Annotated in this window: 37 protein-coding genes and 3 pseudogenes; 35 read left to right on the top strand and 5 right to left on the bottom strand. The window is 38.2% G+C overall.

Annotated features, from left to right (window positions below):
• Positions 1-29 precede the first annotated feature (29 nt).
• A pseudogene (locus tag EFK13_RS13465) lies at positions 30-205 on the top strand (hypothetical protein); the annotation flags it as partial.
• Positions 166-265: pseudogene (locus EFK13_RS21260) on the top strand (recombinase family protein); the annotation flags it as partial. The pseudogenes EFK13_RS13465 and EFK13_RS21260, both read left to right, overlap by 40 nt.
• A gap of 111 nt (positions 266-376) precedes the next feature.
• Here EFK13_RS21260 and EFK13_RS13460 read toward each other — a convergent pair.
• The 4 genes and pseudogenes from EFK13_RS13460 to EFK13_RS13445 all read right to left on the bottom strand — a co-directional run.
• Positions 377-775 (bottom strand): annotated as a pseudogene (locus EFK13_RS13460) (sigma-70 family RNA polymerase sigma factor); the annotation flags it as partial.
• The gene (locus tag EFK13_RS13455; RefSeq protein ID WP_129508142.1) at positions 775-1,293 is read right to left on the bottom strand and encodes an ImmA/IrrE family metallo-endopeptidase; all 519 of its coding nucleotides are present in this window, start codon (positions 1,291-1,293) and stop codon (positions 775-777) included. The gene EFK13_RS13455 and the pseudogene EFK13_RS13460, both read right to left, overlap by 1 nt.
• Positions 1,294-1,518: 225 nt before the next feature.
• Positions 1,519-1,875 carry a hypothetical protein gene (locus tag EFK13_RS13450; protein ID WP_019715123.1) on the bottom strand — a complete coding sequence of 119 codons (357 nt, stop codon included), beginning with the start codon at positions 1,873-1,875 and terminating at the stop codon, positions 1,519-1,521.
• A 241-nt stretch (positions 1,876-2,116) separates the two neighbouring features.
• A complete protein-coding gene (locus tag EFK13_RS13445) occupies positions 2,117-2,476 on the bottom strand; it encodes a helix-turn-helix domain-containing protein (protein WP_088679345.1) in 360 nt (119 codons plus the stop codon).
• Positions 2,477-2,624: 148 nt separating this feature from the next.
• Here EFK13_RS13445 and EFK13_RS13440 point away from each other — a divergent pair, with 148 nt between their 5' ends.
• The 13 genes from EFK13_RS13440 (at position 2,625) to EFK13_RS13380 (ending at position 8,686) form a co-directional block, all read left to right on the top strand.
• Positions 2,625-2,846, top strand: a complete 222-nt coding sequence (locus EFK13_RS13440; protein WP_129508143.1) for a helix-turn-helix transcriptional regulator — start codon at positions 2,625-2,627, stop codon at positions 2,844-2,846.
• Between the two features lie 29 nt (positions 2,847-2,875).
• Positions 2,876-3,016 carry a hypothetical protein gene (locus tag EFK13_RS13435; protein WP_088679343.1) on the top strand — a complete coding sequence of 47 codons (141 nt, stop codon included), beginning with the start codon at positions 2,876-2,878 and terminating at the stop codon, positions 3,014-3,016.
• Between the two features lie 71 nt (positions 3,017-3,087).
• A complete protein-coding gene (locus tag EFK13_RS13430; protein WP_129508144.1) occupies positions 3,088-3,657 on the top strand; it encodes a helix-turn-helix domain-containing protein in 570 nt (189 codons plus the stop codon).
• Positions 3,654-3,911: a YqaH family protein gene (locus EFK13_RS13425; RefSeq protein ID WP_129508145.1), complete on the top strand. Its 258-nt coding sequence runs from the start codon at positions 3,654-3,656 to the stop codon at positions 3,909-3,911. The genes EFK13_RS13430 and EFK13_RS13425 overlap by 4 nt, the downstream gene beginning before the upstream one ends.
• Positions 3,908-4,081 (top strand): hypothetical protein, encoded by a 174-nt coding sequence (locus EFK13_RS13420; RefSeq protein WP_129508146.1) that lies wholly within the window; start codon positions 3,908-3,910, stop codon positions 4,079-4,081. Before EFK13_RS13425 ends, EFK13_RS13420 begins: the two co-directional genes overlap by 4 nt.
• On the top strand, positions 4,041-4,235 hold the full coding sequence (locus tag EFK13_RS13415; RefSeq protein WP_129508147.1) for a YqaI family protein: 195 nt from the start codon (positions 4,041-4,043) through the stop codon (positions 4,233-4,235). The genes EFK13_RS13420 and EFK13_RS13415 overlap by 41 nt, the downstream gene beginning before the upstream one ends.
• Positions 4,236-4,339: 104 nt before the next feature.
• Complete coding sequence (locus EFK13_RS13410; RefSeq protein WP_129508148.1) at positions 4,340-5,299, top strand: YqaJ viral recombinase family nuclease; 960 nt, start codon at positions 4,340-4,342, stop codon at positions 5,297-5,299.
• A 2-nt stretch (positions 5,300-5,301) separates the two neighbouring features.
• Positions 5,302-6,156 carry a recombinase RecT gene (locus EFK13_RS13405; RefSeq protein ID WP_129508149.1) on the top strand — a complete coding sequence of 285 codons (855 nt, stop codon included), beginning with the start codon at positions 5,302-5,304 and terminating at the stop codon, positions 6,154-6,156.
• 76 nt (positions 6,157-6,232) lie between these two features.
• Positions 6,233-6,910: a DnaD domain-containing protein gene (locus EFK13_RS13400; protein ID WP_193554152.1), complete on the top strand. Its 678-nt coding sequence runs from the start codon at positions 6,233-6,235 to the stop codon at positions 6,908-6,910.
• A 31-nt stretch (positions 6,911-6,941) separates the two neighbouring features.
• Positions 6,942-7,733 (top strand): ATP-binding protein, encoded by a 792-nt coding sequence (locus EFK13_RS13395; protein WP_335842822.1) that lies wholly within the window; start codon positions 6,942-6,944, stop codon positions 7,731-7,733.
• Entirely contained in the window at positions 7,724-7,873 is a 150-nt protein-coding gene (locus tag EFK13_RS13390) for a hypothetical protein (protein ID WP_129508151.1), read from the top strand. Before EFK13_RS13395 ends, EFK13_RS13390 begins: the two co-directional genes overlap by 10 nt.
• 95 nt (positions 7,874-7,968) lie before the next feature.
• The gene (locus EFK13_RS13385) at positions 7,969-8,397 is read left to right on the top strand and encodes a RusA family crossover junction endodeoxyribonuclease (RefSeq protein WP_129508152.1); all 429 of its coding nucleotides are present in this window, start codon (positions 7,969-7,971) and stop codon (positions 8,395-8,397) included.
• A gap of 82 nt (positions 8,398-8,479) precedes the next feature.
• Positions 8,480-8,686 (top strand): XtrA/YqaO family protein, encoded by a 207-nt coding sequence (locus EFK13_RS13380; RefSeq protein WP_129508153.1) that lies wholly within the window; start codon positions 8,480-8,482, stop codon positions 8,684-8,686.
• Positions 8,687-8,825: 139 nt separating this feature from the next.
• On the opposite strand, the gene EFK13_RS13375 is transcribed toward EFK13_RS13380, so the two are convergent.
• A complete protein-coding gene (locus tag EFK13_RS13375) occupies positions 8,826-9,092 on the bottom strand; it encodes a transcriptional regulator (protein ID WP_105953550.1) in 267 nt (88 codons plus the stop codon).
• A gap of 355 nt (positions 9,093-9,447) precedes the next feature.
• Between EFK13_RS13375 and EFK13_RS13370 the strand changes: the two genes are divergently transcribed.
• From EFK13_RS13370 to EFK13_RS13275, 20 genes are all read left to right on the top strand, one after another.
• Entirely contained in the window at positions 9,448-10,308 is an 861-nt protein-coding gene (locus EFK13_RS13370; RefSeq protein WP_119996311.1) for a hypothetical protein, read from the top strand.
• A 100-nt stretch (positions 10,309-10,408) separates the two neighbouring features.
• Positions 10,409-10,864 (top strand): sigma factor-like helix-turn-helix DNA-binding protein, encoded by a 456-nt coding sequence (locus tag EFK13_RS13365; protein ID WP_129508154.1) that lies wholly within the window; start codon positions 10,409-10,411, stop codon positions 10,862-10,864.
• Positions 10,865-11,007: 143 nt separating this feature from the next.
• Positions 11,008-11,400 carry a hypothetical protein gene (locus tag EFK13_RS13360; RefSeq protein ID WP_129508155.1) on the top strand — a complete coding sequence of 131 codons (393 nt, stop codon included), beginning with the start codon at positions 11,008-11,010 and terminating at the stop codon, positions 11,398-11,400.
• A gap of 115 nt (positions 11,401-11,515) precedes the next feature.
• Positions 11,516-11,983 carry a hypothetical protein gene (locus EFK13_RS13355; protein ID WP_129508156.1) on the top strand — a complete coding sequence of 156 codons (468 nt, stop codon included), beginning with the start codon at positions 11,516-11,518 and terminating at the stop codon, positions 11,981-11,983.
• 184 nt (positions 11,984-12,167) lie between these two features.
• Positions 12,168-13,247 (top strand): nucleotidyltransferase family protein, encoded by a 1,080-nt coding sequence (locus EFK13_RS13350; protein ID WP_129508157.1) that lies wholly within the window; start codon positions 12,168-12,170, stop codon positions 13,245-13,247.
• A 105-nt stretch (positions 13,248-13,352) separates the two neighbouring features.
• Positions 13,353-14,147 (top strand): phage terminase small subunit, encoded by a 795-nt coding sequence (gene terS, locus EFK13_RS13345; RefSeq protein ID WP_129508158.1) that lies wholly within the window; start codon positions 13,353-13,355, stop codon positions 14,145-14,147.
• Positions 14,140-15,435: a PBSX family phage terminase large subunit gene (locus EFK13_RS13340; protein WP_129508181.1), complete on the top strand. Its 1,296-nt coding sequence runs from the start codon at positions 14,140-14,142 to the stop codon at positions 15,433-15,435. Before terS ends, EFK13_RS13340 begins: the two co-directional genes overlap by 8 nt.
• Before the next feature lie 3 nt (positions 15,436-15,438).
• Positions 15,439-16,971 (top strand): phage portal protein, encoded by a 1,533-nt coding sequence (locus EFK13_RS13335; protein ID WP_129508159.1) that lies wholly within the window; start codon positions 15,439-15,441, stop codon positions 16,969-16,971.
• Positions 16,968-17,885 carry a phage head morphogenesis protein gene (locus EFK13_RS13330; RefSeq protein ID WP_129508160.1) on the top strand — a complete coding sequence of 306 codons (918 nt, stop codon included), beginning with the start codon at positions 16,968-16,970 and terminating at the stop codon, positions 17,883-17,885. Before EFK13_RS13335 ends, EFK13_RS13330 begins: the two co-directional genes overlap by 4 nt.
• Positions 17,886-17,956: 71 nt before the next feature.
• Positions 17,957-19,294 carry a hypothetical protein gene (locus tag EFK13_RS13325; protein ID WP_129508161.1) on the top strand — a complete coding sequence of 446 codons (1,338 nt, stop codon included), beginning with the start codon at positions 17,957-17,959 and terminating at the stop codon, positions 19,292-19,294.
• A gap of 29 nt (positions 19,295-19,323) precedes the next feature.
• Entirely contained in the window at positions 19,324-20,298 is a 975-nt protein-coding gene (locus EFK13_RS13320) for an XkdF-like putative serine protease domain-containing protein (protein WP_129508162.1), read from the top strand.
• Positions 20,299-20,316: 18 nt separating this feature from the next.
• Positions 20,317-21,252, top strand: coding sequence for a phage major capsid protein (locus EFK13_RS13315; RefSeq protein ID WP_129508163.1), 936 nt, complete (start codon positions 20,317-20,319; stop codon positions 21,250-21,252).
• Between the two features lie 10 nt (positions 21,253-21,262).
• Positions 21,263-21,574: a YqbF domain-containing protein gene (locus EFK13_RS13310; protein ID WP_129508164.1), complete on the top strand. Its 312-nt coding sequence runs from the start codon at positions 21,263-21,265 to the stop codon at positions 21,572-21,574.
• 3 nt (positions 21,575-21,577) lie between these two features.
• Positions 21,578-21,973 (top strand): protein YqbG, encoded by a 396-nt coding sequence (gene yqbG / locus EFK13_RS13305; protein ID WP_129508165.1) that lies wholly within the window; start codon positions 21,578-21,580, stop codon positions 21,971-21,973.
• Positions 21,970-22,332, top strand: coding sequence for a YqbH/XkdH family protein (locus EFK13_RS13300; protein WP_129508166.1), 363 nt, complete (start codon positions 21,970-21,972; stop codon positions 22,330-22,332). The genes yqbG and EFK13_RS13300 overlap by 4 nt, the downstream gene beginning before the upstream one ends.
• Positions 22,329-22,832 (top strand): HK97 gp10 family phage protein, encoded by a 504-nt coding sequence (locus EFK13_RS13295; protein ID WP_129508167.1) that lies wholly within the window; start codon positions 22,329-22,331, stop codon positions 22,830-22,832. The genes EFK13_RS13300 and EFK13_RS13295 overlap by 4 nt, the downstream gene beginning before the upstream one ends.
• A 12-nt stretch (positions 22,833-22,844) precedes the next feature.
• Positions 22,845-23,282, top strand: a complete 438-nt coding sequence (locus EFK13_RS13290) for a phage tail terminator family protein (protein ID WP_129508168.1) — start codon at positions 22,845-22,847, stop codon at positions 23,280-23,282.
• Positions 23,279-23,470, top strand: coding sequence for a YqzN/YkzM domain-containing protein (locus tag EFK13_RS13285; protein ID WP_129508169.1), 192 nt, complete (start codon positions 23,279-23,281; stop codon positions 23,468-23,470). The genes EFK13_RS13290 and EFK13_RS13285 overlap by 4 nt, the downstream gene beginning before the upstream one ends.
• Positions 23,471-24,871, top strand: a complete 1,401-nt coding sequence (locus tag EFK13_RS13280) for a phage tail sheath family protein (protein WP_129508170.1) — start codon at positions 23,471-23,473, stop codon at positions 24,869-24,871.
• Between the two features lie 3 nt (positions 24,872-24,874).
• The gene (locus EFK13_RS13275; RefSeq protein WP_129508171.1) at positions 24,875-25,318 is read left to right on the top strand and encodes a phage tail tube protein; all 444 of its coding nucleotides are present in this window, start codon (positions 24,875-24,877) and stop codon (positions 25,316-25,318) included.
• Positions 25,319-25,480 lie beyond the last annotated feature (162 nt).

Below are 25,480 nucleotides of genomic sequence, written 5' to 3'. Positions count from 1 at the left end.
ATAGCATTACCCAAGGGGTGATGCATTTAATGAAGGTGATAATCATCGAGGGACCGCAAGCTGACAAATGCATTAACGATTGCTATCATTATTTAATAAAACTTTACAGGAAGGAGATCCAGGATGATAGCAATATATGTAAGGGTATCGACCGAGGAACAAGCGATCAAGGGATCCAGCATTGACAGCCAGATCGAGGCCTGTAAAAGAAAGCAGGGACTATGTGCTGAAGTATGCCGATGAAGGATTTTCTGGGGAGCTTATCAGTGATAACAAAATGATGTTCATAACTCTTTCATATATTCTTTCTCTATTTCTTTTAAAGAACTTTAGTAAAATAGAGAAAGCCGGAATATGAGATCCGGCCTCTTCTGCATTATTTCCCTTTCGCCTTCTTCCGCTTTTCCTTCTCTGCCCGATAAAACTCATGAAACATCTTCATCAGCGCCCGCTTTTCAATCCGCGATACATAGCTGCGCGAGATACCGAGTTCTTTGGCAATCTCACGCTGTGTTTTTTCCTTCTTCAAATCAAGCCCAAACCGCCCGACAATCACTTCCTTTTCACGGTCATCTAAAATGTCAATGTATTGCTTCACTTTTTCAAGCTCCATATTGAGCTGAATCGTATCAATCACGTCTTCATTTTCTGATTTTAGTACATCGATCAGGCTTATTTCATTCCCTTCCTTATCCTGCCCGATCGGATCATGAAGGGAGACGTCTTTTTTTGTTTTTTTCAATGCGCGCAAATGCATGAGGATTTCATTATTAATTACAAAAGGGGGGTGCACAGATTTCCCGTCACTGATTGATTAAATAAATGTTGAGTCAGCTTCCTGTAATAAATGCTCAAACGTTTCTTAGCGAATGAAGGGGATACCTTAAATAGCCAAGCTACATTTTCAATTGCATGTGATTGTATGTACGGAAGATTGATATTACGCAACATGAAAGTTGGAATGCAAAAGTGATATGTAAAATAATTCGACTGCCACTCCAAATAATCAGTCCAAGTTGCAGGCATTGTTTTTTTATCGCCTTCATGTCTATATATATGGCAAAATTCATGAGCAAAATCATACCATTGATCAACTCGGCTTTTTCGGCTGTCCAAGCATATGTTATAAATTCCGCTGTGTTTAAGTGCGAAGCTTGTAACAGGTTTAAATGAAAGCCTGATATCTAAAGTCTCGGCAATCCTTTCAAAATTAATTTGTTCAGGCTCTGTAATATCAATCTTCTTGTATAAGTTTTCAATCCAATCCTCTAAATGACTGTTTGTATACCTCAAGATGAAAAACCTCCTTAAAGACGACAATCTAAAAATTGGATCCGTTAAATATTATAGGGAAACCAAGACTATTTTCATAGGAAAATGCGTCTAGGTGGGGTATCCTGTTGCATGGATACTTGCAAATGATGGTTTGTTTCTAGGGGTTATCTACAAAAAGTTTATTTAAAGTATGAATTGCAACATAAAAAAGAACCGCCAGTCGCGGTTCTTTTGTTTTCAGATTCAAACTGATTTAAGAGCAGATTTTTCTTTCCTTACAAATACCATGATCCCGGGGATGATCATAAGTATAGCTGGTATTAAATAGAACCAATCAATACATATAAGTCCTCCCCCTGAGACAAATAGTAGAACACTGCTCAACTTTGGCTTAAATAAGACAACAATTGAAGCTGTAAACCCAATACATGAAAGGATCAAAGATACCCATGCCTCAACAAGAAGGTCGCTTGTCATTTCAAAGTATCTAATTAAATGAAAAAATAAATCAAGATAGGCGATAACTAAAGCAAAAATAGATGCTACAACACCCAATAGGCTCCCTGTCAAACTTAAAAAAAACTCAATGGTTCTCTTCACAATAAACGCTCCTTATGTAATCAGGCCACTTCATTTTTATATATGAAAATGTAAAAGAAACATAAATGAAAATATAAATGAGAAAAACAACAAAAACCCTTGCCACGTAAGGGTTTGTATGGGATTTAAAAGTCACTTTATAAATGAGGGTATGATTGAGATAGAAATGAGAATCCAAATCTTATTAGTAAACAGAATTAAACATAATAAACAGAAATAAATAATAATAAACTAACTGCGTTTATTTATCTGATTTCCGTCTTTCCTTTAATTGCTCCGTAATAATCTCCAAAGCAGCCTGTAAAATTTCATCTGTTACCTCACCGTCTTTAGCTGCAAGGAATGTTTCAGGATCGTTCAACACTTTTTTTGCTTGTTCTTTATAGGTTCTATCATGGTTTTCGCTTTCTGTATCTCTAAGGAGATAGTCAGTAGTAACTTCAAAAAAATCAGCTATTTTAACCAGCGTTTCATAATCTGGTTGGCGGTGTCCTCTCTCGTAGTTAGCATATGTTCCTCTATGAACACCTATTTTTGATGCCATTTCTTCTTGTGTTAACTTTTTTGATTTTCTAAGAGCAATTAATTTTTTATTAAACATTGGACACACCTCTCCAATAATTATAACGTGTCAAAATGAAACAAATAAAGTTTTGTTTCGAATCGACGAAAAATGTATTGACAATGTTTCATATCGACGATATTATAATATCGAATGATTCGAAATGACACAAAAGGAGTTGGAAATTATGAGGGAATGGTTAATTTCTCAACGAGGTAATCAAAGTCAAAAATCAGTTGCCCAAAAAGTTAACATTTCTCGAGGAGCTTACGCCAACATTGAATTAGGGAAAAGAAATCCATCCGTTCAATTAGCTAAAAAAATAGCACAAGAGCTTAACTTTGATTGGACAATTTTTTTTGAAGAAGAAGTTGTCGAAACGAAACAAAAAACTAAAAATCCAGCCTAATAAAAGTTGTAACCAAGGAGGCATTTCTTATGAAAGTCATCTTGAAAAAAGGACCGCTGTTTGAACAGGCAGAGGCCAAAGCTTACAAATACCTCAGAGGCATACTTGTTCAGCGCATGAATGAACACCAAGAGAAGCTTGCACAACAAAATAAAAAAGAATCAGCCTAAGTCATATAAACAGCATGGTCTTTCAACTTCAATTTTAAAACTGAAAACTCAATATATCAGGAGGCAAACATATGGAGAACAACCCATACAACATGCGGAATTTACCGCAGATTATGCGTAGTGCCCGTAAGGCTGCAGGTTTTTCCCAATATCAAATCGGAAAGTTAATCGGAGGTAAGGATCAAAGGTATGTTTCAGACGTTGAAAATGGACTTGCCAAGCTTACTCCGGAGTTATGTATTAAATGGTTTGAGAAGTGCGATGCCTATGAACATATTGATCTTGTACATTACTTATTCAAACTTCACCCAACAGCGGCTGCTCCTATTGATCCGGCACTTAATGAATGTGCGAGTAATGCGGTGATTAATATGGTTCACCAATTGGAGGAAGCATTGCAAGCAACCAAACACTTAGCCCGTTGGCTTACGGATAATCGACCAGGCAAAACAGAAGAGCTGCCGATGGCTGATATTAAACAGATTTTTGATTTGATTGCGGCTAATAAAACATTGATTTATTCACTTGTTCGTACTCACGGGTTAAAAATGCAGGAGCTTGCAGATAGGTGGACGCGGAAAGCTCTAGTTGATCAAGTTGCTATGGCAAAACAAGAAGGAAGGAAGGCGGTTTCAATATGAATACAAATCATTTCTTGAAGTCAGATGTTCCTATCGCAAAAAGAAAAATTGAATCAGCAGAAGAGCTATCAATCATGCTGTCAGAGGCATTACGTGATGGTGATTATGAAGAAGCGATTAGTCTCGCTGGAAGCATCAAGGGTCTTACTGAGGATATTAGCCGGCTGGCAAACAAAGGACGCCTTTATGAAACGGCATTGAAAATGCAACAGCAAGGTATCAACTTGACTGTAGTGAGTAGGTGTATAGGATGATGGTTCATTTTGTTCATAAACCGGCAACTGCTCTGGAAGTTCGTAAATGGTGTGCGATGATTCGTAACAATAGTGAATTCCATCTGTTATGGGATAGACGTGCAAACAAATTCAGAGAGGAGAGTACGAATGGTCGAAAACCCAATGCTCATAAACAACTGGCACGATAAGCTTACTGAAACGGATGTGCAAATAGATTTTTACGGTGATGAAGTAACACCAGTTGATGATTATGTAATTGATGGCGGCGAAATCATTCTCAGAGAGAACTTGGAAAGATATCTAAGGGAGCAACTTGGTTTTGAATTTAAAAATGAGCAATAAAAAAGCCCACTCGGCAAAGTGGACTTCTTTAAAGGCTATCTAAAAAAACTCATGTGCAAATATTTTATCAGATAGCCTCAATAAAAACAATGGGGGTTAGTGTTATGACAAGGAAAAGGGCTGGGGTTCTTGCTAAGACTTCTGAAATGAGCCGCAATGAATGGCTTATTGAAAGAAGAAAAGGAATTGGCGGCTCAGATGCATCCATTATCTTGGGGTTAAACAAGTGGAAGACACCTTTTGAGTTATGGTTAGACAAAACAGGACAGGTCCCTGTTAGTGAATCGCAAAGTGAAGCTGCTTACTTTGGAACATTGCTTGAAGACATTGTTGCAAAAGAATTTGAAATACGTAGTGGCAAGAAGGTTAGACGTAAAAAAGCAATACTCAGACATCCGGAACATGGTTTCATTTTGGCTAATGTTGATCGAATGATTGTTGGTGAAAAAGCGATCCTTGAGTGTAAAACTACATCCGCCTACAACTTAAAGGAATGGGAAGACGAAGAAATCCCCGAGAGCTATATCGTTCAGGTCCAGCATTATCTGGGTGTGCTTGGACCTGAATATCAGAAAGCTTACTTTGCTGTGCTGATCGGCGGGAATAAATTTGTCTGGAAAGAGATTGAGCGAGACGACGAGTTAATTGACATGATCTTTGAAGCAGAGATTGAGTTCTGGAATGACAAGGTCTTAGGTGGACAAGCACCTGCTTTAGATGATTCGAGTGCGGCGGAAGAATATCTCAAAAAACGATATGCCGAAACGGAAAATAACAAAGCAATTGATTTAACTGCGGCTAATCGAGGACGTATTCAACAATACTTGCAACTTAAGGAGCAGATCTCAGAGCTACAAAGCCAGGCAAAAGAATTAGAGAACCAAATCAAACATGAAATGAAGGATGCAGAGTACGGGTTTATCGGAAACTATCAAGCTTGTTGGAAGCCTGTTGTCTCAAATCGAGTTGACACGAAAAAGCTTAAAGAGCAGTTTCGGGATATTTACGAGAAGGTCAAAAAGGAAATTCATTTCAGACGTTTTGCAATCAAGGAGGTTAGCTGATTATGGCTACTAATCAATCAATTAAAAACAACATCCAAAAGAAGCAAAAAAACGCACCTGTGCAACAACAAGGAGCAACCATGAAAGGCTTGCTTTCCTCACCATCCGTTATTAAGCGATTTGAGGAAGTGTTAGGGAAGAGGGCTACACAGTTTACGGCTTCTATACTGAGCCTTTATAACAGCGAGCAGATGTTACAGAAAACAGATCCTATGAGCGTTATCTTATCTGCAATGGTGGCAGCTACACTCGATTTACCTATAGATAAAAACTTAGGGTATGCCTGGATTGTTCCTTATGGAGGAAAGGCTCAATTCCAGCTTGGATACAAAGGATATATACAGCTTGCCTTGCGAACAGGCCAATATAAGTCCATCAATTGCATACCGATTCATGAAGGAGAATTGCAGAAGTGGAATCCGTTGACTGAGGAGATCGAGATTGATTTTGAAAAACGAGAATCAGACGCGGTAAGTGGTTATGCAGCTTATTTTGAGTTGATAAATGGCTTCCGAAAAACAGTGTACTGGACAAAGGCACAAGTAGAAAAGCACAAAAAGAAATTCAGTAAGTCTGATTTTGGATGGAAAAATGATTGGGATGCGATGGCTCTTAAGACTGTATTAAAAGCAGTTTTGAGCAAGTGGGGGATTCTCTCTGTTGAAATGCAAAAAGCCGTTATTGAGGAAGATGAAACAAGAGAACGGATTGACATTACCAATGAAGCGGATAGTTCAGAAATTATCGATTCCGAGCCTTCAAACAAAGACGAACCGGAAAAAACAAGCGAACAAGAAGCTGATCCTTTTGACGGTAAGCCTGTAGACATAAAAGAAGATGAACTTCCGTTCGATTGAGGCCGGCACCTGTGACATAACTGCACTCTGTGAAAGGAAGTAGGTGGTTGACTTGGACATAAAAGCAATGGGGTATGTGGTCATACCCCGACTACCATTCAAAGAGTTTAGAGATGAAAAAATTTATGATCACTTGTTCAAACGAGCTGAGTATAGGCCAAATCAAGAGCTAGAACTTGGGCAGACCATTATCAAAGTTGTGGAACTTGCCAAAGACTTTAACTGGTCAGCTGCTCAGATTAAATACTCACTAGAACGAATGGAGAAACAGGGATATATCAAATTGGACCGCCTTCCACGAAAAAGAGGGTTCATCGTCACCATACTTCATTATGCAGACTACATACAGTTAGGAACTTACATGAAGAAAAAAGCTTTGGAACCAGCTGAGATTGAACATCAGGAGGTCGAGGACAAAATGAAAAATGCCTTTGAGCTATATGAAAATAAAGTTGCTCGGTCAGTCGGCCCGATGGAGGCACAGCGAATTGGATACATGATCGACGATTATGGTGAAGAAAAAGTGATGGAGGCTATCAAGACAGCGTTTCAATTAAAGGGGAAATCAGCTAGTTTGTCATACGTTCAAGCCATTTTATCAAATCCATTCACTCAAAAGAGAAAGGAGAAACAATATGGCTATAAACAAAGCAGTCAGTATAGACAACGCATTTCAAACGATCATGCAGGAACTTCGGGAAAAGTCAGCCCGCTTTTTGGAAACAAAATAGGCCCCATCCGAAGAAAAGGCTGAATTTGATTGTCCTTATTGTAAGGATCGTGGAATTGTGGTTTATCGGGTCCATAAGGACCCTTCTTGGCGTTTAGACGAACAGTTAGACCTTATGATTCCAGACGAAATGGTACCTGAAGATGATTTTCTTTTGGGGAAGGTTTGCACGCCGGACAAAGCTAGTGAATGGAAAGATACTTATTCAAAGCAGTGCGAGTGTGTGAGACGAAAGAAAATAGCCAGACTCATGGCAGCTAGTGGCATTACAGAAGAGTTTGAAAAGCTTCTCTTTGGTAACTTCATCACGGATGGTAAACCTGACATGATCAAGGACGCTTATGAGTGTGCAGTGGAATACTATAAAGATTTTCAAAAGATCAAAGGAAAAAGGCAAAACAGTATCGCATTACTTGGACAGCCAGGTAGCGGTAAAACTCATTTGCTCACGGCGATTATGAATAATCTGATCAAGAAAAAATCAGTACACTGCATGTATTTCCCTTACGTAGAGGGCATGGGGGATTTGAAAGCTAACTTTGACAACTTAGAAGCGAAACTTGATGCCATGAGAAAGGTCGAGGTTCTATTCATTGATGACTTATTCAAACCAATAAACGGTCAACCAAGGGCAACCGATTGGCAGGTTGAACAAATCCAATCAGTCTTAAATTATCGGTACTTGAATCATATGCCTTTGCTGATTTCTTCGGAGTTAACAATCGATGAGATTTTGGACATTGACGAGGCTCTTGGTTCACGAATTCACCAGATGTGTCGTGATTACATAGTGATTATTAAAGGCGATCGAATGCAATTAAATCATAGGTTAGGTGATTGGGCATGAAGGAGAAAACGAATGTAAAAGCAACTGGCGGACTTTATATATTTGGACCTTCAAATCCAACTGAAGGTAAAGATCTTACACCAACAATCCGTTTACTTGAGGAAAAAATAAAGCAAATGGAGCGGATGCTGAGTGCTTAAAGCAGTCGTGTCTCTGCTGGCAATTTTACTCTCGGCATCGAGAATAGAAAAAGAAATTCAGCTATGGGAACAGCTTGACGGGAGGTAAAGAACAGTTGGATTGCATTAAGTTCACTGTTTATGGTGAGCCAGTCGCACAGGGGCGGCCGCGTGGATCAATACGAAATGGGAAGGTGCATATGCGTGATCCAGCGAAATCAAAGTACTTTAAGCAGTATGTGGCATTGGTTGCGTCTCAGCATCGCCCAGAAACAATTATTACTGGTCCTGTCTCAATGGATGTCAAAGTGTACAGACCAATGCCAAAATCAGTTTCAAACTCATCAAAGAAGAAAGAAAAAGCTGAAAAGGGTCTTCTGCGGCCGACTACAAAGCCCGACGTTGATAATTATGTAAAGGGTGTGAAAGATGCTTTGAATCATCTGATATACAAAGATGATAGTCAGGTTGTGGATCTGAAAGTTAGCAAGTTTTATAGCGAAGAGCCGAGGGTGGAGATCAAGATAAAAGAGGTTTCTACCTAAAAATAAAAAACACCGAAGCGCTTAGCCTCAGTGTTCTTGATATGAACTGGTACTTCTATCATAACATAGGGGGGCGCTTTGAGTGTACAATCCAAGAGAAATAAACATCAAAAAAGACTTCACTATTCAGCAGAAAATTGACCCAGGAAAAGTTAAGATCATTGTTTTAGATGGGAATCAAGGTACAGCACATGTCTTAGATGCTCCTGAGCACGGTAAAACTGTTATTCAAACTGTAAAGGGCAGCTTTGCAAGGGTTGATCATGAGATAGGTTACAAAGTCAGGTAACCAATTGAAAGGAAGTATCATAATGGATGCCATTAACAAGTTGAACTTTAAATGTACGTCAAGTCATGACAGATGAAATAATAACTGACAAACAGGCAGTAGAACTATAAGAAAGAGGAGGCTATAAACCTCCTCATAGTTAACTTGAATAGTAGGCGATATAAGATCCATCAGGATAAAAAGTAACACTGTCTAAATAATATGTTGTTCCGTTTATAGTGATTGTTTGTCCAGGGTCTGGATCAGAAGGAAGTCCACGAACAACTAGGGTACCTAATGCAGATACTTCCTTTGTTTGACTTTCTTCAGAATGAGTATCAGTAGGACTTGCGGCAAAGGCAGGAGCGGCAGAAACAAGCAAAGCAAGTGACAATGCAGTACCAGTTAAAACTTTTTTCAATTTCATTTTAAACACTCCCTTTGTTTTTTTAATACAAGTGTATTATCACACGAGACACAAAAATATCTAAGGTATTTTTTGTTAATATTTTGTGAATTTTGTTTAAATATAGAGTATCTCGAATGCCTGCTCCTCAAAGTGGAGCACAACATAGGGGAAGTTGGGTATAGAATGAAAGCATTACAATTAATAAGAGGCAGTATCGGTCGAAGTAGGATTCCACAAGATGGGCTAAAGCGAACCTTGATGTGGGCATCACTTCATTCTCCTTCTGCTTACTTCAGAGATATTAATAAGAAGCCCTAAAAAAAGTAAATTAGCTACCGATTTTAATAAGAGAATTAAAAAAGGTGGAATGTATATGGGAATAGTGAAGGACTTTCTTAATGAACTAGGTTTACCGGAATATATTGTAGCTGCAGTATTGTTGTTAAATTTATTATTTGTTAGCTGGAAACCAATAACAGCTATATCTTCGAATATTCTTGAACGGAAGCTGTATACCAAGGAAAAGTTATTTATCTTAAAGAGTTATTTTCATTTTTGGAATAGTGTTTTTTGGATGGTTTTATTCCTTTCTGGTGCTATCATTATTAATCTGCCAGAGTGGATAACGAGTAATGGTAATGTTATAACATTTTTGGTCTTAATATTTGGAGAGTTAATCCTGTTGTTTATAATAGCTCTAAATGAAAAGGACAACGAAGAGGACAACGAAAAAGATAATAAAAAAGATAATAAAAAGGAGAATAGTGAAAGTGAAGTTAATGAACATGCAAATGACAAAATAAAAGCGATTCAAACCTTGGTTCATCGATCTTTTAAATTTTTTAAAGGAAATCTTAAAAGAAGGCTTTTGCTTACTATTATATTTATGCTATGTCTCATCATATTTTATGTCTCATCAAATCTGTATTTAATTAATTCTTCATCAGACTTGAAAGGCTTATCAAGAGTTATTTTCATACTTATTGCATCATTCTTAATAGCATTACCTACTCCATTTTTTTTAAGACCAATATCAAAATTTATTGGATGGACAAAAGAAGAGAATGTTTATTTAATGCATGATGATACAAAGTGGTATGTGTTATATCCAATCAATAAAGAGCTTATTTTATTAGGCAATAATTCAAATCCTAAGAGGTGCGATAAAACTAAGATTCTCAAATTAGAAGATTTTCATAATAAAACATTATTTTTAGAGAAGAAAAATAAATAAAAGTCCAAGATGGAAAGCCTGCGGACACTGAACTTACAGTATTATTTACGCTACTGTTTGTTGGGTGTCCGTTTTTTATTTGGAAAAGGAGGACACAATCATGAATCGAAAAGAGATTGAAAATCTTATCAATAGCTATCACTGGATGGGGAAAGAGGTTCAACGGTTGCAGAGTGTACTCTATGGTTCAGTAATTCCAATGAAAAATTGGGGTGTTGCGAAATATGGATTAGAAGCTGCTATGCCAAAAGGAAGACCTGGGAAGAGTCAGTCTGAGCTGAGGCAAATGGATATGAGAGAAGAACGTCTTTTCAAACGTCTTAAGTACTATGAGGAACGAGTATATACAGTTGAGTTGGGGGCAGAAAAAATCAAAGGAGAGCAACATAAGGTCATTTATGACTGCATGATGGAGGGAATGAGCTACCGTGCAATAGGTCTTCATCTTGGTATTTCAAGGGAAACTGTACGCAAAATGAAAGACGAGTTGATCAGCCAATTATGCCAAGAATGCCACTTTGAGCGTTTGTTGAATCTGAAAAAATCTGTGGTGTAAAATGGGAGGCAGGTCGGCGCGGCAGAAATTTTATTGAGCCACCTAAACATATAGTACACAGGATAATAAAACATTCGACAAATTCTGCAAAGTGTTCCTTTGTTCTCTTTGTTCACCGATAATAAAGGTGGGGGAGGAGACAAATGAAAAAGATTTGTTTGTTATTTATGTTAGTTGGCATTGTGGCGGTAATTGGTGCATGTTCTTCAGAAGATCCGACTGACGATACATCGGTAAACTCTGTCGATTCATCAACAGATGATTTAACGGACGATACATCTGATGAATTAGATACAGATAATGGTGAATCTGATAGCTCAATTTATACTGAAGACGAATTAGAGAGTGATCCAAAAGCACCTTCTTCAAATCCAAATGATTACAATGATGATGGAGAGTATGTACCAGAGAATGGGGTTTCTGATAAACCAGCTGATTATAATGCCAACGGAGAATATAAACCAGTTGAAGACATGACTCAAGAAGAGATTGAAAAAGAATTGGAAAGTATGATTGGAGATAGTATAAATCAATAATTTTTCATTGGGCACCTTATTAGGTGTCTATTTTATGTTCAATCGTTCGACAAATTTTGCAAATTGTTCCTTTGTCCTTTTCTTTCACCGATAATAAGGGGGGGGAGGGATAGTAATGGAAACAGAGTTAACCGAATTAATTGCACAAAGAATATCTACATTAGAGGAAGACAAAAGATTATTAAAAGAGACAAAAGAAACTTTTATTGACACTCTAGATCAACAAAGAGATAAATTTCTTGAGTTGTTCAACAAAATCAAACCAATTTTATTGCAAGTTCTTGAAACCAAAGGAAGTTTTTACAATAGTGAGCTAGATTTAAATTCACCTCATGGACCAGTTATTGCAGCAACAAACCAAGAAATGTATGTATTTGATGTAAGGTCTAGAACGGTTAAAAAATATCGTATATTCGATTATGAGGAAATTTCATCTAATATACACTTAGCTACTTTATTTGAACATTTCTCGTTTAAAACAGCGTATACCAGTCTAGTTGAGCAAATAGACTATCATCAAAATCTAGTAGAGAGAATAAACAAAAAAATTGATCAAGCCAGACAAGAATTAGAGAGTATCTAAGCATCCTTCGGGATGCTTTTTAAAATTGTCACTAATTTTTAAAATGTTTTTTATACAAAAAATGCAGGTTTGCTAAAAGTGTGTCACTGTTCTTATTGAAAGAATTTTAACCCATATTCCCTATTTAGGAAATTTAATGCATAATACTATTAAAGAGGTCAATATGATTACTAGGGGGAAACTAATGGCTACTCTAATAGATGATAAACTGCGATTTTTCGCAAAGTATAACATTAAAGAAAAAGAGTTTAACCAATCAGGATTGCAATGGGATTCCTTAATAGAGATATATAATCATTACTTAAAACAGAAACCACTTCTTGAGAATACAGGTAAAACAATTGCAGATATTTTACGAACTGAACCTGCTGCTCACACAGTTAGAATGAGAATCAAGGATCCTGAACATCTTATCGAAAAACTAATAAGGAAAAAAATCAAGGATAACGATTTCTCGTTTAGTATAGATGATTATATGGAGAAAATAACAGATTTAATCGGTTTAAGAGTTCTTCATCTTTATAAGAGTGAAGCACGGAAAATTGATGAAATGATAAGAGAACAATGGGAACTTGCCGAAACTGTTACTATCTACTTTAGAGAAGGAGATATGGATGATAAAGCTCAAGAAATATTAAGAAGGGAGGGAGAATTCAAACCAGAAAAACATAAATATGGTTATCGCTCATGGCATTATTTAATCAAAAGTAGATTAACTAAAGTACAACTTATAGCTGAAATACAAGTGCGTACCATTTTTGAGGAGGGATGGAGCGAAATCGATCATAAGCTCCGTTATCCATACAATAGAGGAGATCAAGTTCTTACTAACCAATTGCTAGTACTAAATAGATTAGCTGGTAGTGCAGATGAAATGGTTGACTCAATAATCGAAACTTTAGCGCGTTTTGATGAAATGAAAAAAGATAAAAAGAATATGGAAAATGAGTTAAAAGAATTAAGAAGTGATTTAGAAAAAGCAGGATTGGAGAATGACAAATTACAATCGATTTTGGATAAAGTAGATAAAATTGATAAAAGCCAAGATAACCTTTTCAGTATAAGACTTAGTAATATCGATGAAAGTTTAAGATCAATAGGTAGTTTAGGCGAGAGTTTTAGTTCTTCTATAGGAAGTATAGGAGATAGTTTGATTTCTATAGGAAGTGTAGGAGGCAGTAGAAGTGAGGTGCGAGGTATAGGCAATAGTCTAAACATTGACGAGAATATAACTGAAACTCTTATTACTAAGAAGCAAAATTAGTTTGACCATGAATATAGATTTAGCTGCTGTCTCTAATAGACAGCAATAGACAAATGAAAAACAAACTTAAACTCAAATACGAGGCCCGGGGGTGGGTGAGATGTAATGCCAAGACCACGTGATCCACGCAGAGATGAAGCTTTTCGTTTGTGGGAAGAGAGCTGCGGGAGCAAGAAATTAAAAGACATTGCTGAGGAATTAGGCATCACAAGCAGCACTATTCGCAAATGGAAAGCAAACGATAAATGGGAAGAAAAAATAAAAGGGAGCGCTCCTAAATCGAAAGGGAGCGCTCTTTTACGTCGAGGCGCACCTAAAGGAAACAAAAACGCAATTGGAAATAAGGGAGGAAGGGCACCGCTTGGTAATAAAAATGCAATAGGGAATAAAGGCGGTGCTGCTCCACTAAGAAATCAAAACGCTGTGACTCATGGATTCTTCTCAAAGTTCCTGCCAGAAGAAACGCTATCGATCATGGAAGGGATTCAGGAACGCTCTCCTGTCGATATGATATGGGATCAGATACAGATCCAATATGCTGCCATTATAAGGGCACAAAAGATCATGTTCGTTTCTGATAAGGACGAGATGATTAAGGAACTGAAAAAGAAAAAGTCTGTCCTATCTGAGACAAATGAAGTCGAAGAGGAAGAATACGAATTCCAATTTTCTTGGGATCGTCATGCAACGTTCTTGAACGCGCAATCTCGGGCAATGGCAGAGCTCAGGAACCTTATAAAGCAGTTTGACGAATTAGCTCATTCAGAAGACGAACGACGCCTTAAATTGGAGCATATGCGCTTAAATATCAATAAGAAAAAATTAGAGATTGAAGAACTTACAGAAGAAGATAAACCTTTTGAAATCACCATTGTGAACAAAAGTGATGACAGTGATTAAACAGGTAAATCCACATTTTAAAGAATTTCTCTTTGACTGGAATCAAAAGTTTCAGTTTCTCGTGGGTGGTTATGGATCATCCAAAAGCTATCATGTTGCTTTGAAGATTGTTCTGAAATTGCTTAAAGAAAAACGAACTGCACTTGTTATCAGAGAAGTGTACGACACACATAGGGACTCAACATTTTCTCTTTTTGATGAACTTGTAAGTGATCTGAAATTAGATCATATCGTTAGGTGTGTATCTTCTCCTATGCAGATTCGATTTTCAAATGGCAGCCGGATTATCTTTAAAGGGATGGATAAGCCAGCAAAACTGAAATCAATCAATAATATTTCGCTCATTTGGATTGAGGAATGTTCTGAAGTTAAATATGAGGGATTCAAGGAGTTATTAGGACGTCTTCGTCATCCGTCATTGCCGCTTCATATGATTCTCTCAACAAATCCAGTTGGAGAGGACAATTGGACTTTTAAACATTTCTTTAAAGATGATCGAGAGAAACGATTTGTACTGGATGATAAGGAGCTTTATGAAAAGCGGATAATCGTTAGCAACGACACCTATTATCATCACTCAACGGCAGACGATAATCTTTTTCTGCCAGAAAGCTATGTGCAACAACTTGAAGAATTGAAGGAACATGATCCAGACCTTTACCGAATTGCGCGGAAAGGTCATTTTGGCGTGAATGGAATTCGTGTTCTGCCGCAGTTTGAAGAGCGACCGCATGAAGAGGTTATGACTGCAATCTCTAATATTAACCGCCCGCTTAAACGGGTTGGCATGGACTTTGGTTTTGTTGAGTCGTATAACGCTGTTGTTAGGGTTGCTGTGGATCACGAGAAGAAATATCTCTATATCTATTGGGAGTATTACAAAAATGGAATGACGGATGATAAGACAGCCGGAGAACTCAAGGAATTTGCAGAGACTAAAGAATTAATCAAGGCGGATTCAGCAGAGCCAAAGACAATCCGTTATTTTCAGCAACACGGTTTCAATATGGTGGGCGCCCGTAAGTACCAAGGATCACGCCTCCAATACACAAAGAAGATCAAACGGTTCAAGAAGATCATTTGCTCTGATCGTTGCGAGAACACGATTTATGAGCTTAAGCCGCTCACTTATGCTACTGATAAGCTGGGGAACATCATAGAAGACGAGTTCACCATGGATCCGCATACACTGTCAGCTATCTGGTACGCTCTCGATGATTACGAGGTAACCGATTTGAAAGAAGAATCTAAAGGAAGACCGCAAAGATCAAGACCAGGAAGGAGGTAAAGCATGTCAAAACAATCTGTTAAAGCACGAGTGATCAAAGCTGCTCCACCTACTGAATCAACAAAACAAATTTATGAAGATGAATTCGCGGACAGTTATGACAGCAATATTTTACCGCCTCCGTATAATCTCAAAGAATTAAAGATGATTGCTGAGTATTCAACCATCCTACAGCAATGTGTTGATGCCTACAGGACAAATATTGTGGGCTTTGGATTTGATTTTGAGTACTCGTTTGATGTGAATTCGCCAGATGTGACAAACAATGAAAAAACAGAAGCTGAAAGTGAATGGACAAAGCTTGAAGAGTTCGTTAAATATCTTCACTTTGATGAGTCAGCTGAGACTTTACTTGGTTTTGTTATTGAAGACCGAGAAAAGACGGGTAATGGCTTTATTGAGGTCATTCGAAACGGTGAAAATAAGCCAGCTGGTATTGAATATATGGACGTTCAAAATGTCCGGGTTTGCAAAATGTCTGAACCAATCGAAGTTGATTTTACGTACTTCGAACAAGGACAAATGAAATCAATCAAAAGAGAAAAACGATTTCGTAAGTATGTTCAGATGATTGATGGCCGTATGGTTTATTTTAAGGAATATGGTGATCCTCGTACTTTAAATTTAGAGACAGGCCAATATGATGAACAAACACCTTTCGAAAAACGAGCCAATGAGGTAGTTCACTTCAAAATCGGAAGCGGTACTTATGGAAAGCCCCGATGGATCGGTCATATTGTTAATCTGTACGGGGCTCGTAAAGCAGAAGAGCTGAACTTCATGTATTTCAAACAAGGAAGACATATTCCCGCTGCTATTACAATAGAAAATGGAATGTTGTCTGATGATTCATACACACAATTGCAGGATTACATGAATGGGCTTGAAGGAGTGGGGAACGCTCATAAGTTTCTTTTACTTGAAGCGGAAGGTATAGCGAAGGGGAAAAACATTCATGGTGATGAAGAGATTGCTCCAGTGAAAGTCGATATTAAGTCACTTGCTGAAATCCTTCAAGAAGATGCTTTGTTTCTTGAATATGACCAAAAGAGCCGAGATAAAATTAGATCGGCTTTTCGTTTGCCTCCACTTTATACTGGTGAAGCTCAAGATTACAACAGAGCGACTGCAGATACAGCAAGGAAGATTACTGAGGAACAAGTCTTTCAGCCAGAAAGAAAATTAATCACAGGTAAACTAAATGCTTTATTTCTAAATGACCTTGAAATTCATAAGGTTCGTCTTCAGCTAAAAGGACCAGACTTTAGAGATCCGCTTGAGATTGCTAAGGTTCTAACACCGTTTATAACAGCTGGTGCAGTTTCTCCGAATGATCTACGTGATCTGGCTGGACGGGTACTTGGTAAGACGCTTGAAGAATGGCCAGAAGAAGAATACAACAGGCCGCTTGGTAAGACTAACGAGTCGTCCGCTGCCGATCCTTTGACTGCGCTGTTTAAATCTGAAAGTGGTACTCCTAATGTAATCGGCATACTAAAAGACATGCGGGATGTTCTGGAGGATCTAAAGCGATGAACAAAACGGATAAGCTGCTGGAGAATTTAAATCTCTTTATTCAAAAAGCCGAGGAAGATGAGAGAGAGAAGCTCGTGGAGGTCGTACCTGATTTCCCCGGCCTTTCTAAGATACCCGGCTTTGTAGAAGAATATGAAAAAGGATTCGCCAAATTGCTCAGACGCCAGCGTAAGAAGTTTTTAGATGGTCTTAAAGGTTTTGTAAGCAAAGACTCAAAAGAAACGTTAGAAGCCCTCCTGGTGTTTTTTACTCAGAACCTTTTTGCGGAGGATGACTTCGAGGAAGAATTTCAGGAACTTACCGAGGGATTTCTACAGCAGACCATTGAAGAGCTGGCCGAAGTCATTATGGACTCTATAGATCCAGATGTGCCTTTTAAAGTCTTGTCTAACCGTACGATTAATTGGATTAAGAATTGGTCAAAGAAGCTGGCTGAGATCATGAAGTTAAACACGCATGAAGCGGTGGAGAATGTACTGACAGACGCCATAGAAAACGGGTCATCCATTCAAGATATTGAATTGACTCTCAAAGACATGCCTCAATTTGATAGGGAACGAGCGCGGACAACAGCCATCACTGAAGTGCTTGCCGCTTCCTCTGCTGCTCAGCATGAATCATATGCACAATCGCCGGCAGTAAAGAAAAAGAAGTGGCGACACAGCGGAGGAAAGAAGAACAATCCGCGCGAGAATCATATCGACCTGGACGGCACAGTCATCGGAGTGGATGAAGAATTTCAGATACCTAGTAGCAGTGAGACCTGCATGTTTCCCCGAGATCCTAAGCTGTCAGCAGGGGAGCGGGTTCATTGCCATTGTGTAATGGCTCCTATTATTGACCAAGAAATAATAGGACTTTCGGCAACAGAAAAATTAAATATCAGAAACTTGTTTCTTGAAAATATTGAATGAAATATATATGCATTTAACTCTTATTTTGATATAAAAGATATATAATTACATTTCAATGATAGGAGTTTATAATGGCTATATTGGATATTATAGAAAATCATGAGGTTTACATCGAGTTAGAGGAAACTAAAACGTCGATTGATTATTTATTAAACGACAAAGCTTTCAATGACAGACTTGATCAAGATGGTCTCAAATTATTAAATAGGACTAAAATTGTTATAGATTATTTCTATAACAATATTAATTCAACTGATAGTCTTTTATTAACAGAAGAATTTCTGGATAACCTAAAGGCTTCTTTACATACACTTAAAATTTGGTTGGAAAATGAAGATTTCATTACTGATTCTGAGAACTATCACAATTGGAATGAATATATCGATACACTTTTAAAAAATAGTATCTTTATTCCTATAAGTTCAAAGCAGAATATGGAGAGTATAAGAGAATCTGCAACTAGTTTTAGAAAGTCCATAGGTGGTCAAAAAGCACATTTTGAAAAAGAATTAAATGAGTTAAATGAGCAGAGTGAAAAACTAAAAATAGAGTTAGCATCTTGTGTTGAAAAGGTATCTGAATTAGGCGAGAAAGTAGATCAGAAAATTATAAATTTAGATGATTACCAAAATACCCTCCATCAAACTTTCTTAGAAAAACAAAGTGAGAGAAGTGATTCTTTTGATAATTTAAGAACAAAACTTAAAGAGTCGTTCGAAGAATTCATAGAAGGCTGTGAAGAAAATTTTGATGAGAAAGTCTCTGAACTAGAAATAATTAAAGAAGATCTAGAAGAAGTTTTATCTGCTGAACAAAAGGATTTAATTGATGCTTTTAAAACCACACAAAATAAATTTTTAGAAGAGACTAAAAACAAACAAATTGAATATGATAAATTGCTAAATGAACATAAACAAGCAGTCGAGGAATTAGTGGGCATTATTTCGACAAACTCAATAGCTGGACACCATAAAGAAGTAGCTGATAAAGCAGGGAAATCTGCTAAAAATTGGCAGAGGCTTACTGTAATATCATTTATAGCTACAATTAGCTTTTCAATTATAGCTTTGTTCTTTCAAGAAATTACTACCTTATCGTGGCCTAATTTAGTCGCTAAATTTTTTGTTATTGGATCACTGGGTTCATTGACAGCTTATACAGCAAAACAGGCTAAAATAAATCAAGAATTAGAATTTAATAATAGAACATTAGAGGTCGAACTAAAAACGTTAAATCCATATATAGCTACATTTGAAAATAAAGATCAAGAAGCATTTAAAAAAGACCTTTTTCCAAAAATCTTTGGACGAAGTGAAAAAGTTGAGGCTCTTAGTGAAAAAGAATATGAAAATTTAAACATTAATATTATAGAAAAATTAATCAACGTTTTAGAGAAGCAAAGTAAATAATATTTTTCTATACGAAAGGAGGTGAACACATGCCAAGAGAATTGATAAACGCAAAAATAACACATGTTTCCTACGTGGACAAGGCTGCTAATCAAAAGCAGTTCTTTTTTATGAAGTCAGAAAAACAGCCGGACTTTCAAAAGGAAGTCAAGGTCATTGCAAAAGAAGCGGACGAGCAAAAACTTGTTTATGGTATTGTTTATGAACCGGATACAGTTGACGCCCACGGGGATTTCATGACAGCGGCAGAAATAGAAAAGGCCGCACATGGATTCCTGAAAGATGCTTGTCAAATTGACAAACAGCATGATTTTCAGGGCGGTGTTGGTGAGGTGGTTGAATCCTATGTTGCACCTGCTGACTTTGAAATGAATGGGGAAACCATCAAAAAGGGTTCATGGGTCCTTGTCACAAAGGCTTCGGAGGAAGTATGGGAGCAAATCAAAAGAGGCGAAATTACCGGTTATTCAATGGCTGGTACAGCGGAGACATTTGAAAAACAAGAAGAAAAGCCCGTTTCTCAAGAGAAAACAGATGAGAAAGGGCTTTTTAATTTGCTCAAAAACTTTTTTATGGGAAAACAACAGCAAGTATATGAAGAGCCAGTTACAAAGGCGGGCAGAAAGTTTTCCGCTTCAAACCTACAAGAAATTAAAAATGCTCATACTGCTCTCGGTAACTTGCTGAGCCAAGTGGAAACAGAAGAGGGGGAAGAAGAAATGACTTCGGAGGAAGTAACAAAATCCATTCAAGAAGCATTAGAGCCAATTGAGAAGCGGCTGGCAGATCTAGAAAAAGAAGAAGATCCTAAAAAGAAAGATAAAGAAAAAACAGAAGCAGAGGCTGGAAAAGAAGCTGAGAAGTTGAAAAAAGCTATTACTGATGCTGTTCAACCGCTTGCTGATCGTATTGAAGCAATTGAAAAAAGCCGAGGAACATCTAAACAAACTGAAGAATCAGGTTCCGAACAAGTTCAAAAATCAATCTGGTCAGGGTTGTTTTAATGTATAAGGAGGATACGAATGAGAAATCAAGAGGTTATTAATAAAGCAGAAATGACGCTTTCTACTTTAGAGAGCGGCGGAATTATGAATCCTACTCAAGCTTCAACTTTTATTCGAATGGTTCAAGATACGCCAACTATTTTAAGAGATGCGCGAGTTATTCAAATGGATCATGACACACAGAAAATCGAGAAGATCGGTTTTGGTCAACGTATTTTAAGGGCAGCCCAAGAGGGAGTTGCGCTAACTAAAGATCAAAAGTCAGTTCCGTCAACTAGCACAGTTAACTTAAGCACAAAAGAAGTAATTGCTGAAGTTAACATTACCTATGACACACTTGAAAACAACATCGAAAAAGATGGGCTTCAAAATACAATCATGCAAATGATAGCTGAGCGTGCTGCGGTTGATATTGAGGAGTTGCTTGTAAATGGTGATACAGCTTCATCTGACTCATATCTTGCACAATTAGATGGCATCAGAAAACAAGCTACATCTCACATTGTTGATGCTGCGGGTGAGGAATTGACACGGCAAACGTTCAAGCGGGGATACAAAGCTGTACCTCCTAAATATTTGCGAATTCCGCAGGAGTTCCGTTTCTATACATCGCCTGGTATTGAGGTCGAATGGAAAGATCGCGTAGCTGATCGTCAAACAAATTTAGGGGATGCAGCTGTTCAAGGTGGCCTTTCATCTGCTTTTGGTGTTCCGATCAAAGGTATTGCAAATTTACAGCCTTATACGATTGGAGCGGGAGATACTGCAGCCGATGTTTCTGATATCATCCTAACTCATCCGAAGAATATTATTCTCGGATTCTCTCGTAACATTCGGATTGAAGTAGATAAGGACATCCGTCGCCGTATGTTTATCATTGTTTTGACAGCGAAATTGGATAGTGTTTTTGAAGAAGAAGACGCAGTAGCCAAGATTGTGAAAGTGAAGGAGTAGGTGGTTTGGTGTGTACACTGCAAAGCTTATTAAAGGCAAAACATACAATGTCATGGGAATAACCTTTCGAGCAGGTGTCAGTCAAACAGTATCGAAAAAGCTCTATGAGTATTTAAATGAAAATCCATATTTTGTGATGGATAAAGATCTTAAGAATCAAAAAGATGATCCGATAAATTATACTGAATCGGAATTGAAAGGTATGAATAAAGCAGAGCATGAATCCATTATTTCTAATCTTGGTGGCAATCCGTATGACTTCAAAAACGCAGATGAAAGAATTGCCTACATCCTTAAGCAAATAGATAACAGAGGGGAGTGACCTATGCTGTTAATCACTCCCGATGAATTAAAGAGTTATTCAGTTTTTGAGTCTGTAAAGACCAGGCCTGACGAGTTGTTAAAACAGGATATACTTGAGGCAACTGCCGATATCATTCTTAAAGTTGGACATGATTTTTCAGATGCAGAGTATATTCCTTTGCCTGAAACGGTTCGACTGGCTCTATTAAAGTTATCTCAGTTTTATGCTCTTATAAATGGCGACGAGTCAATTATTAAAGGATATACAACTGAAAAAATTGGTGACTATTCTTATACTCTAGGGGATGGCAGTTCTCTTCAAAAACCTGATGTGTATGCATTAATAAAAGATTATGTGAAACCGGCTGACTCTGATTTAGAAGGGATTGAAGCCAAAGTGCGGATGAGATCAATATGAGTTATCAATCCTTATTGACTCACAGATGTGATATTTACCATCTGCAGGAGAAAAAAGAAAATAGACAGCAAAAATTCGGGGTGCCGGTTGAAGATGTTCAACCGGTATTTTCGTACCCTGACGAGCCGGACATAGAAAATCAGCCGTGTTATTTTACAGAAAAGAGTCAGTCCACTATCCAACAGGAACCGAATGTAGCTATTTATCAATCTTTCCTTGTGCATTTCCCTGCTACTGTTGATATTCGAGTAAATGACAGGGCAGTTTGGGATGGGACTGCTTATAAATTACAGAAGCCCCGCAAAGTCAGGAATCATCATTGGGAAGTTACGGCAGTACGGGAGGTTGAATATCTGTGAAGATCAAAGGTCTTGATCAGTTCATTCAATCATTAAACCGTGCTTCTCGTGGAGGATTGAAAGGGAAATACGAGGAGTGGCTTGAAGTTATGGGTTTTGAGTTCCTAGACATTATCCAAGATGAAATTATCAGGACGAAGACGGTAGACACACGCCGCTTGCTTAACTCTTTTCAACGAGGTGACCAGGATAATATCTTTTCAATGACAAAAGGTAACTTAAAGTTGGATATTGGAACAAATCTGGAATACGCCTCATACGTGAATGATGGGCACTTTACGATCGATCCGTCTAAAAATCAGGATAGACGATGGGTTCCAGGGCGTTGGAAAGGCGACCGTTTCGAGTATGACCCAGCCGAAAGAAATTCCGGCATGCTACTAAAGTTCCAATGGGTCGACGGTTCTGGCTTTTGGGATAACGCCATGGCTATATTTCAGTTGATGTTTGAGAGAAGCCTTGAGCGGAAGCTGCAACAATGGATCGATGAAGAATTTTAAGGCGGTGTTGCCATGGATCAAGAAGTAGGTTCAATTATGGGCTATCTATACAAACTGTATCCTGTTCAAGTGTATGAAGAAGAAATACCGCAGGACTTTGCTGTTCCGTCTCTTTACTTTCCACCGGCTTCCACGGTCGATGGGGTAGACACCGTATCCACGTTTCAGAAAGCCTATATTTTAAACGTAAAACTCTTTCACGAAAACGCACAGAAGGCTCATAACGAAGCAGAAAGGATTGCGGATACACTTAGAAGCAAAAGGGGCATGATTCCGCTTATACAAGAATCTGGCGAGGATACGGGGGATTTTATTCGCCTATCTCGAATAGAAACGCGGGTATCAGATAATTACGCGACCATTGTCTTAAACTGGACGAGCCGCTATTGGTATGAGCGGGAAGAACAGCGTTCAATAGATGGTTTTAAATTTAAAAGTGGGGTGAAATGATGGCCACTAAAAAAGAGAAAGCAGAAAATGCTTTTTATATTAAGGATTTGCGAGAGCACAGTCGAGAGCTCTTTGGGGTAAGACCCGAGGTGTTTGACGGTGCTCTTTTTCATGTTCATAAAATGAGTATTACAAAATCGGAAGCGAGGAAGTTGATTTCTCAGTTTCTTCAAAAGGAGGTCAAATAGATGAACGGCGGAACATTCACACCCGGCAAGGAAAAAGAGCGTGCCGGTATTTACTTTAATTTCAAAACGACCGCGGAGAATCGTGTTTCTGCCGGAGAACGTGGAACAGTTGCGATGCCAATAGCATCCAGCTGGGGTGAGGTTAAGAAGTTCATTTCTATCTCTTCCATCGAGGACTTGAATAAAAAAGTGGGGCTTAACATCGATGATCCGTCTCTTTTGCTTTTACGTGAGGCAATGAAAAAGGCAAGTACAGTCTTGCTTTATCGCCTTACGGAAGGTCTTCGTGCTTCAGCGGACATTAGTGAAGGTGTAAAAGCTACTGCTCTTTATGGCGGCACTAAAGGAAATGACATCATTATCAGTATTACAGAAAACGTTATTGACTCTTCGAAAGTTGATGTCACTACCTACCTTGATCAGTCAGAAGTTGATAAACAAACAGTTTCTAAAGCTGAAGAGCTTAAACCAAATAACTATGTCACGTTTACAGGGAAAGGGGATTTAACAGTCACTATTCCGTTAACCGGTACGGCCCCTGAAGACGTAAGTGGTGCTCTTCCTGCAACTTCCGGAATCCGCTTGTCAGGCGGAACAGACAAAACACCGACAAATGCCGATTATACAGCTTTCTTGGAAGCTGCTGAAACAGAATACTTTGACACAATCGCGCTGCCTGTTGAGGATAACGAGCAATTGAAAGCGACGTTTGTCGCATTCATCAAACGGCTGAGAGACAACCAAGGGCAAAAAGTTCAAGGTGTTCTTTCAAATTACAAGGGAGACCATGAGGGTATTATCAATGTAACTGGTGGCGTCCTACTTGAAGATGGAACGGAGATCCCTCCTGAAAAAGCTACTGCTTGGGTTGCAGGCGCAAGTGCGGGGGCTACATTTAATCAATCACTAACATTTGTAGAATACGAGGGAGCTGTAGATGTCCTTAACCGAATTGACAACGACGAAATCGTTGAACGATTGTCAAATGGGGAATTCTTGTTTACTTATGATTCTCGTGATAAATCAGTATCGGTTGAAAAGGACATTAATTCACTCACAAGCCTAACAGCAGAGAAAAATAAGATGTTCCAGAAAAACAAAATTGTCCGTGTACTTGATGCAATCAATAATGACCTGACATCTCAATTGAAAGCATTGATCAAATCTCGAAAAGCGAGTGGCAGTGATGTTCCCGCTACAAATGACGGACTGCAGTTTGTAAAAACGCTGATTACTCAATACTTGAGTGTTCTTCAAGATAACGGGGGCATTACTAATTTTGATTCAGAGAATGACATTACAATTGCTCTGAATAATGATCGTGACGGCTTCCTGATTGATCTTGCAGTTCAACCGGTGGATGCAGCTGAAAAATTCTACTTTAATGTTGAGGTGAAATAAGAAATGGCATTAAAAGCGCAAAACACCATTTCCGGTAAAGAGGGTAGGCTGTTTCTTGATGGAGAAGAAATGGCCCATATTAAAACATTTGAGGCCAATGTGGAGAAAAATAAATCGGAGGTCAATATCATGGGCCGTCGGATGACGGGGCACAAAACGACTGGAGCAAATGGAACGGGAACGGCCACTTTTTATAAAGTGACTTCTCAATTTGTTCTAATTATGATGGACTATGTGAAAAAGGGGAGCGATCCTTACTTCACCTTACAAGCTGTTCTGGATGACGCCTCTTCAGGTCGTGGCATTGAACGAGTCACCTTGTACGATGTGAACTTTGATTCTGCGAAAATCGCTGGGCTTGATGTGGACTCAGAAGCATTAGAGGAAGAGGTACCGTTTACCTTTGAGGACTTTGATGTTCCTGAGCAGTTAAAATCCACATTCTAATCACTTTCACGAAAAATCGTGAAACCATCACGAGATATTCACGAAAAATCGCCGAACTTTAACGAAGATATTCACGAAAAATCGTGAACTCTCACGAGATATTCACGAAAAAATGTGGTAAGATTACTTTAGAAGTAATCCAACTGAACAAGTTTCAAATAG

The organism is Bacillus cabrialesii (assembly GCF_004124315.2).
In the GTDB taxonomy this organism is placed as follows: Bacteria; Bacillota; Bacilli; order Bacillales; family Bacillaceae; genus Bacillus; species Bacillus cabrialesii.
Note: the sequence above shows the minus strand (reverse complement) of the source record. Positions and strands in the feature narration are given on the sequence as shown.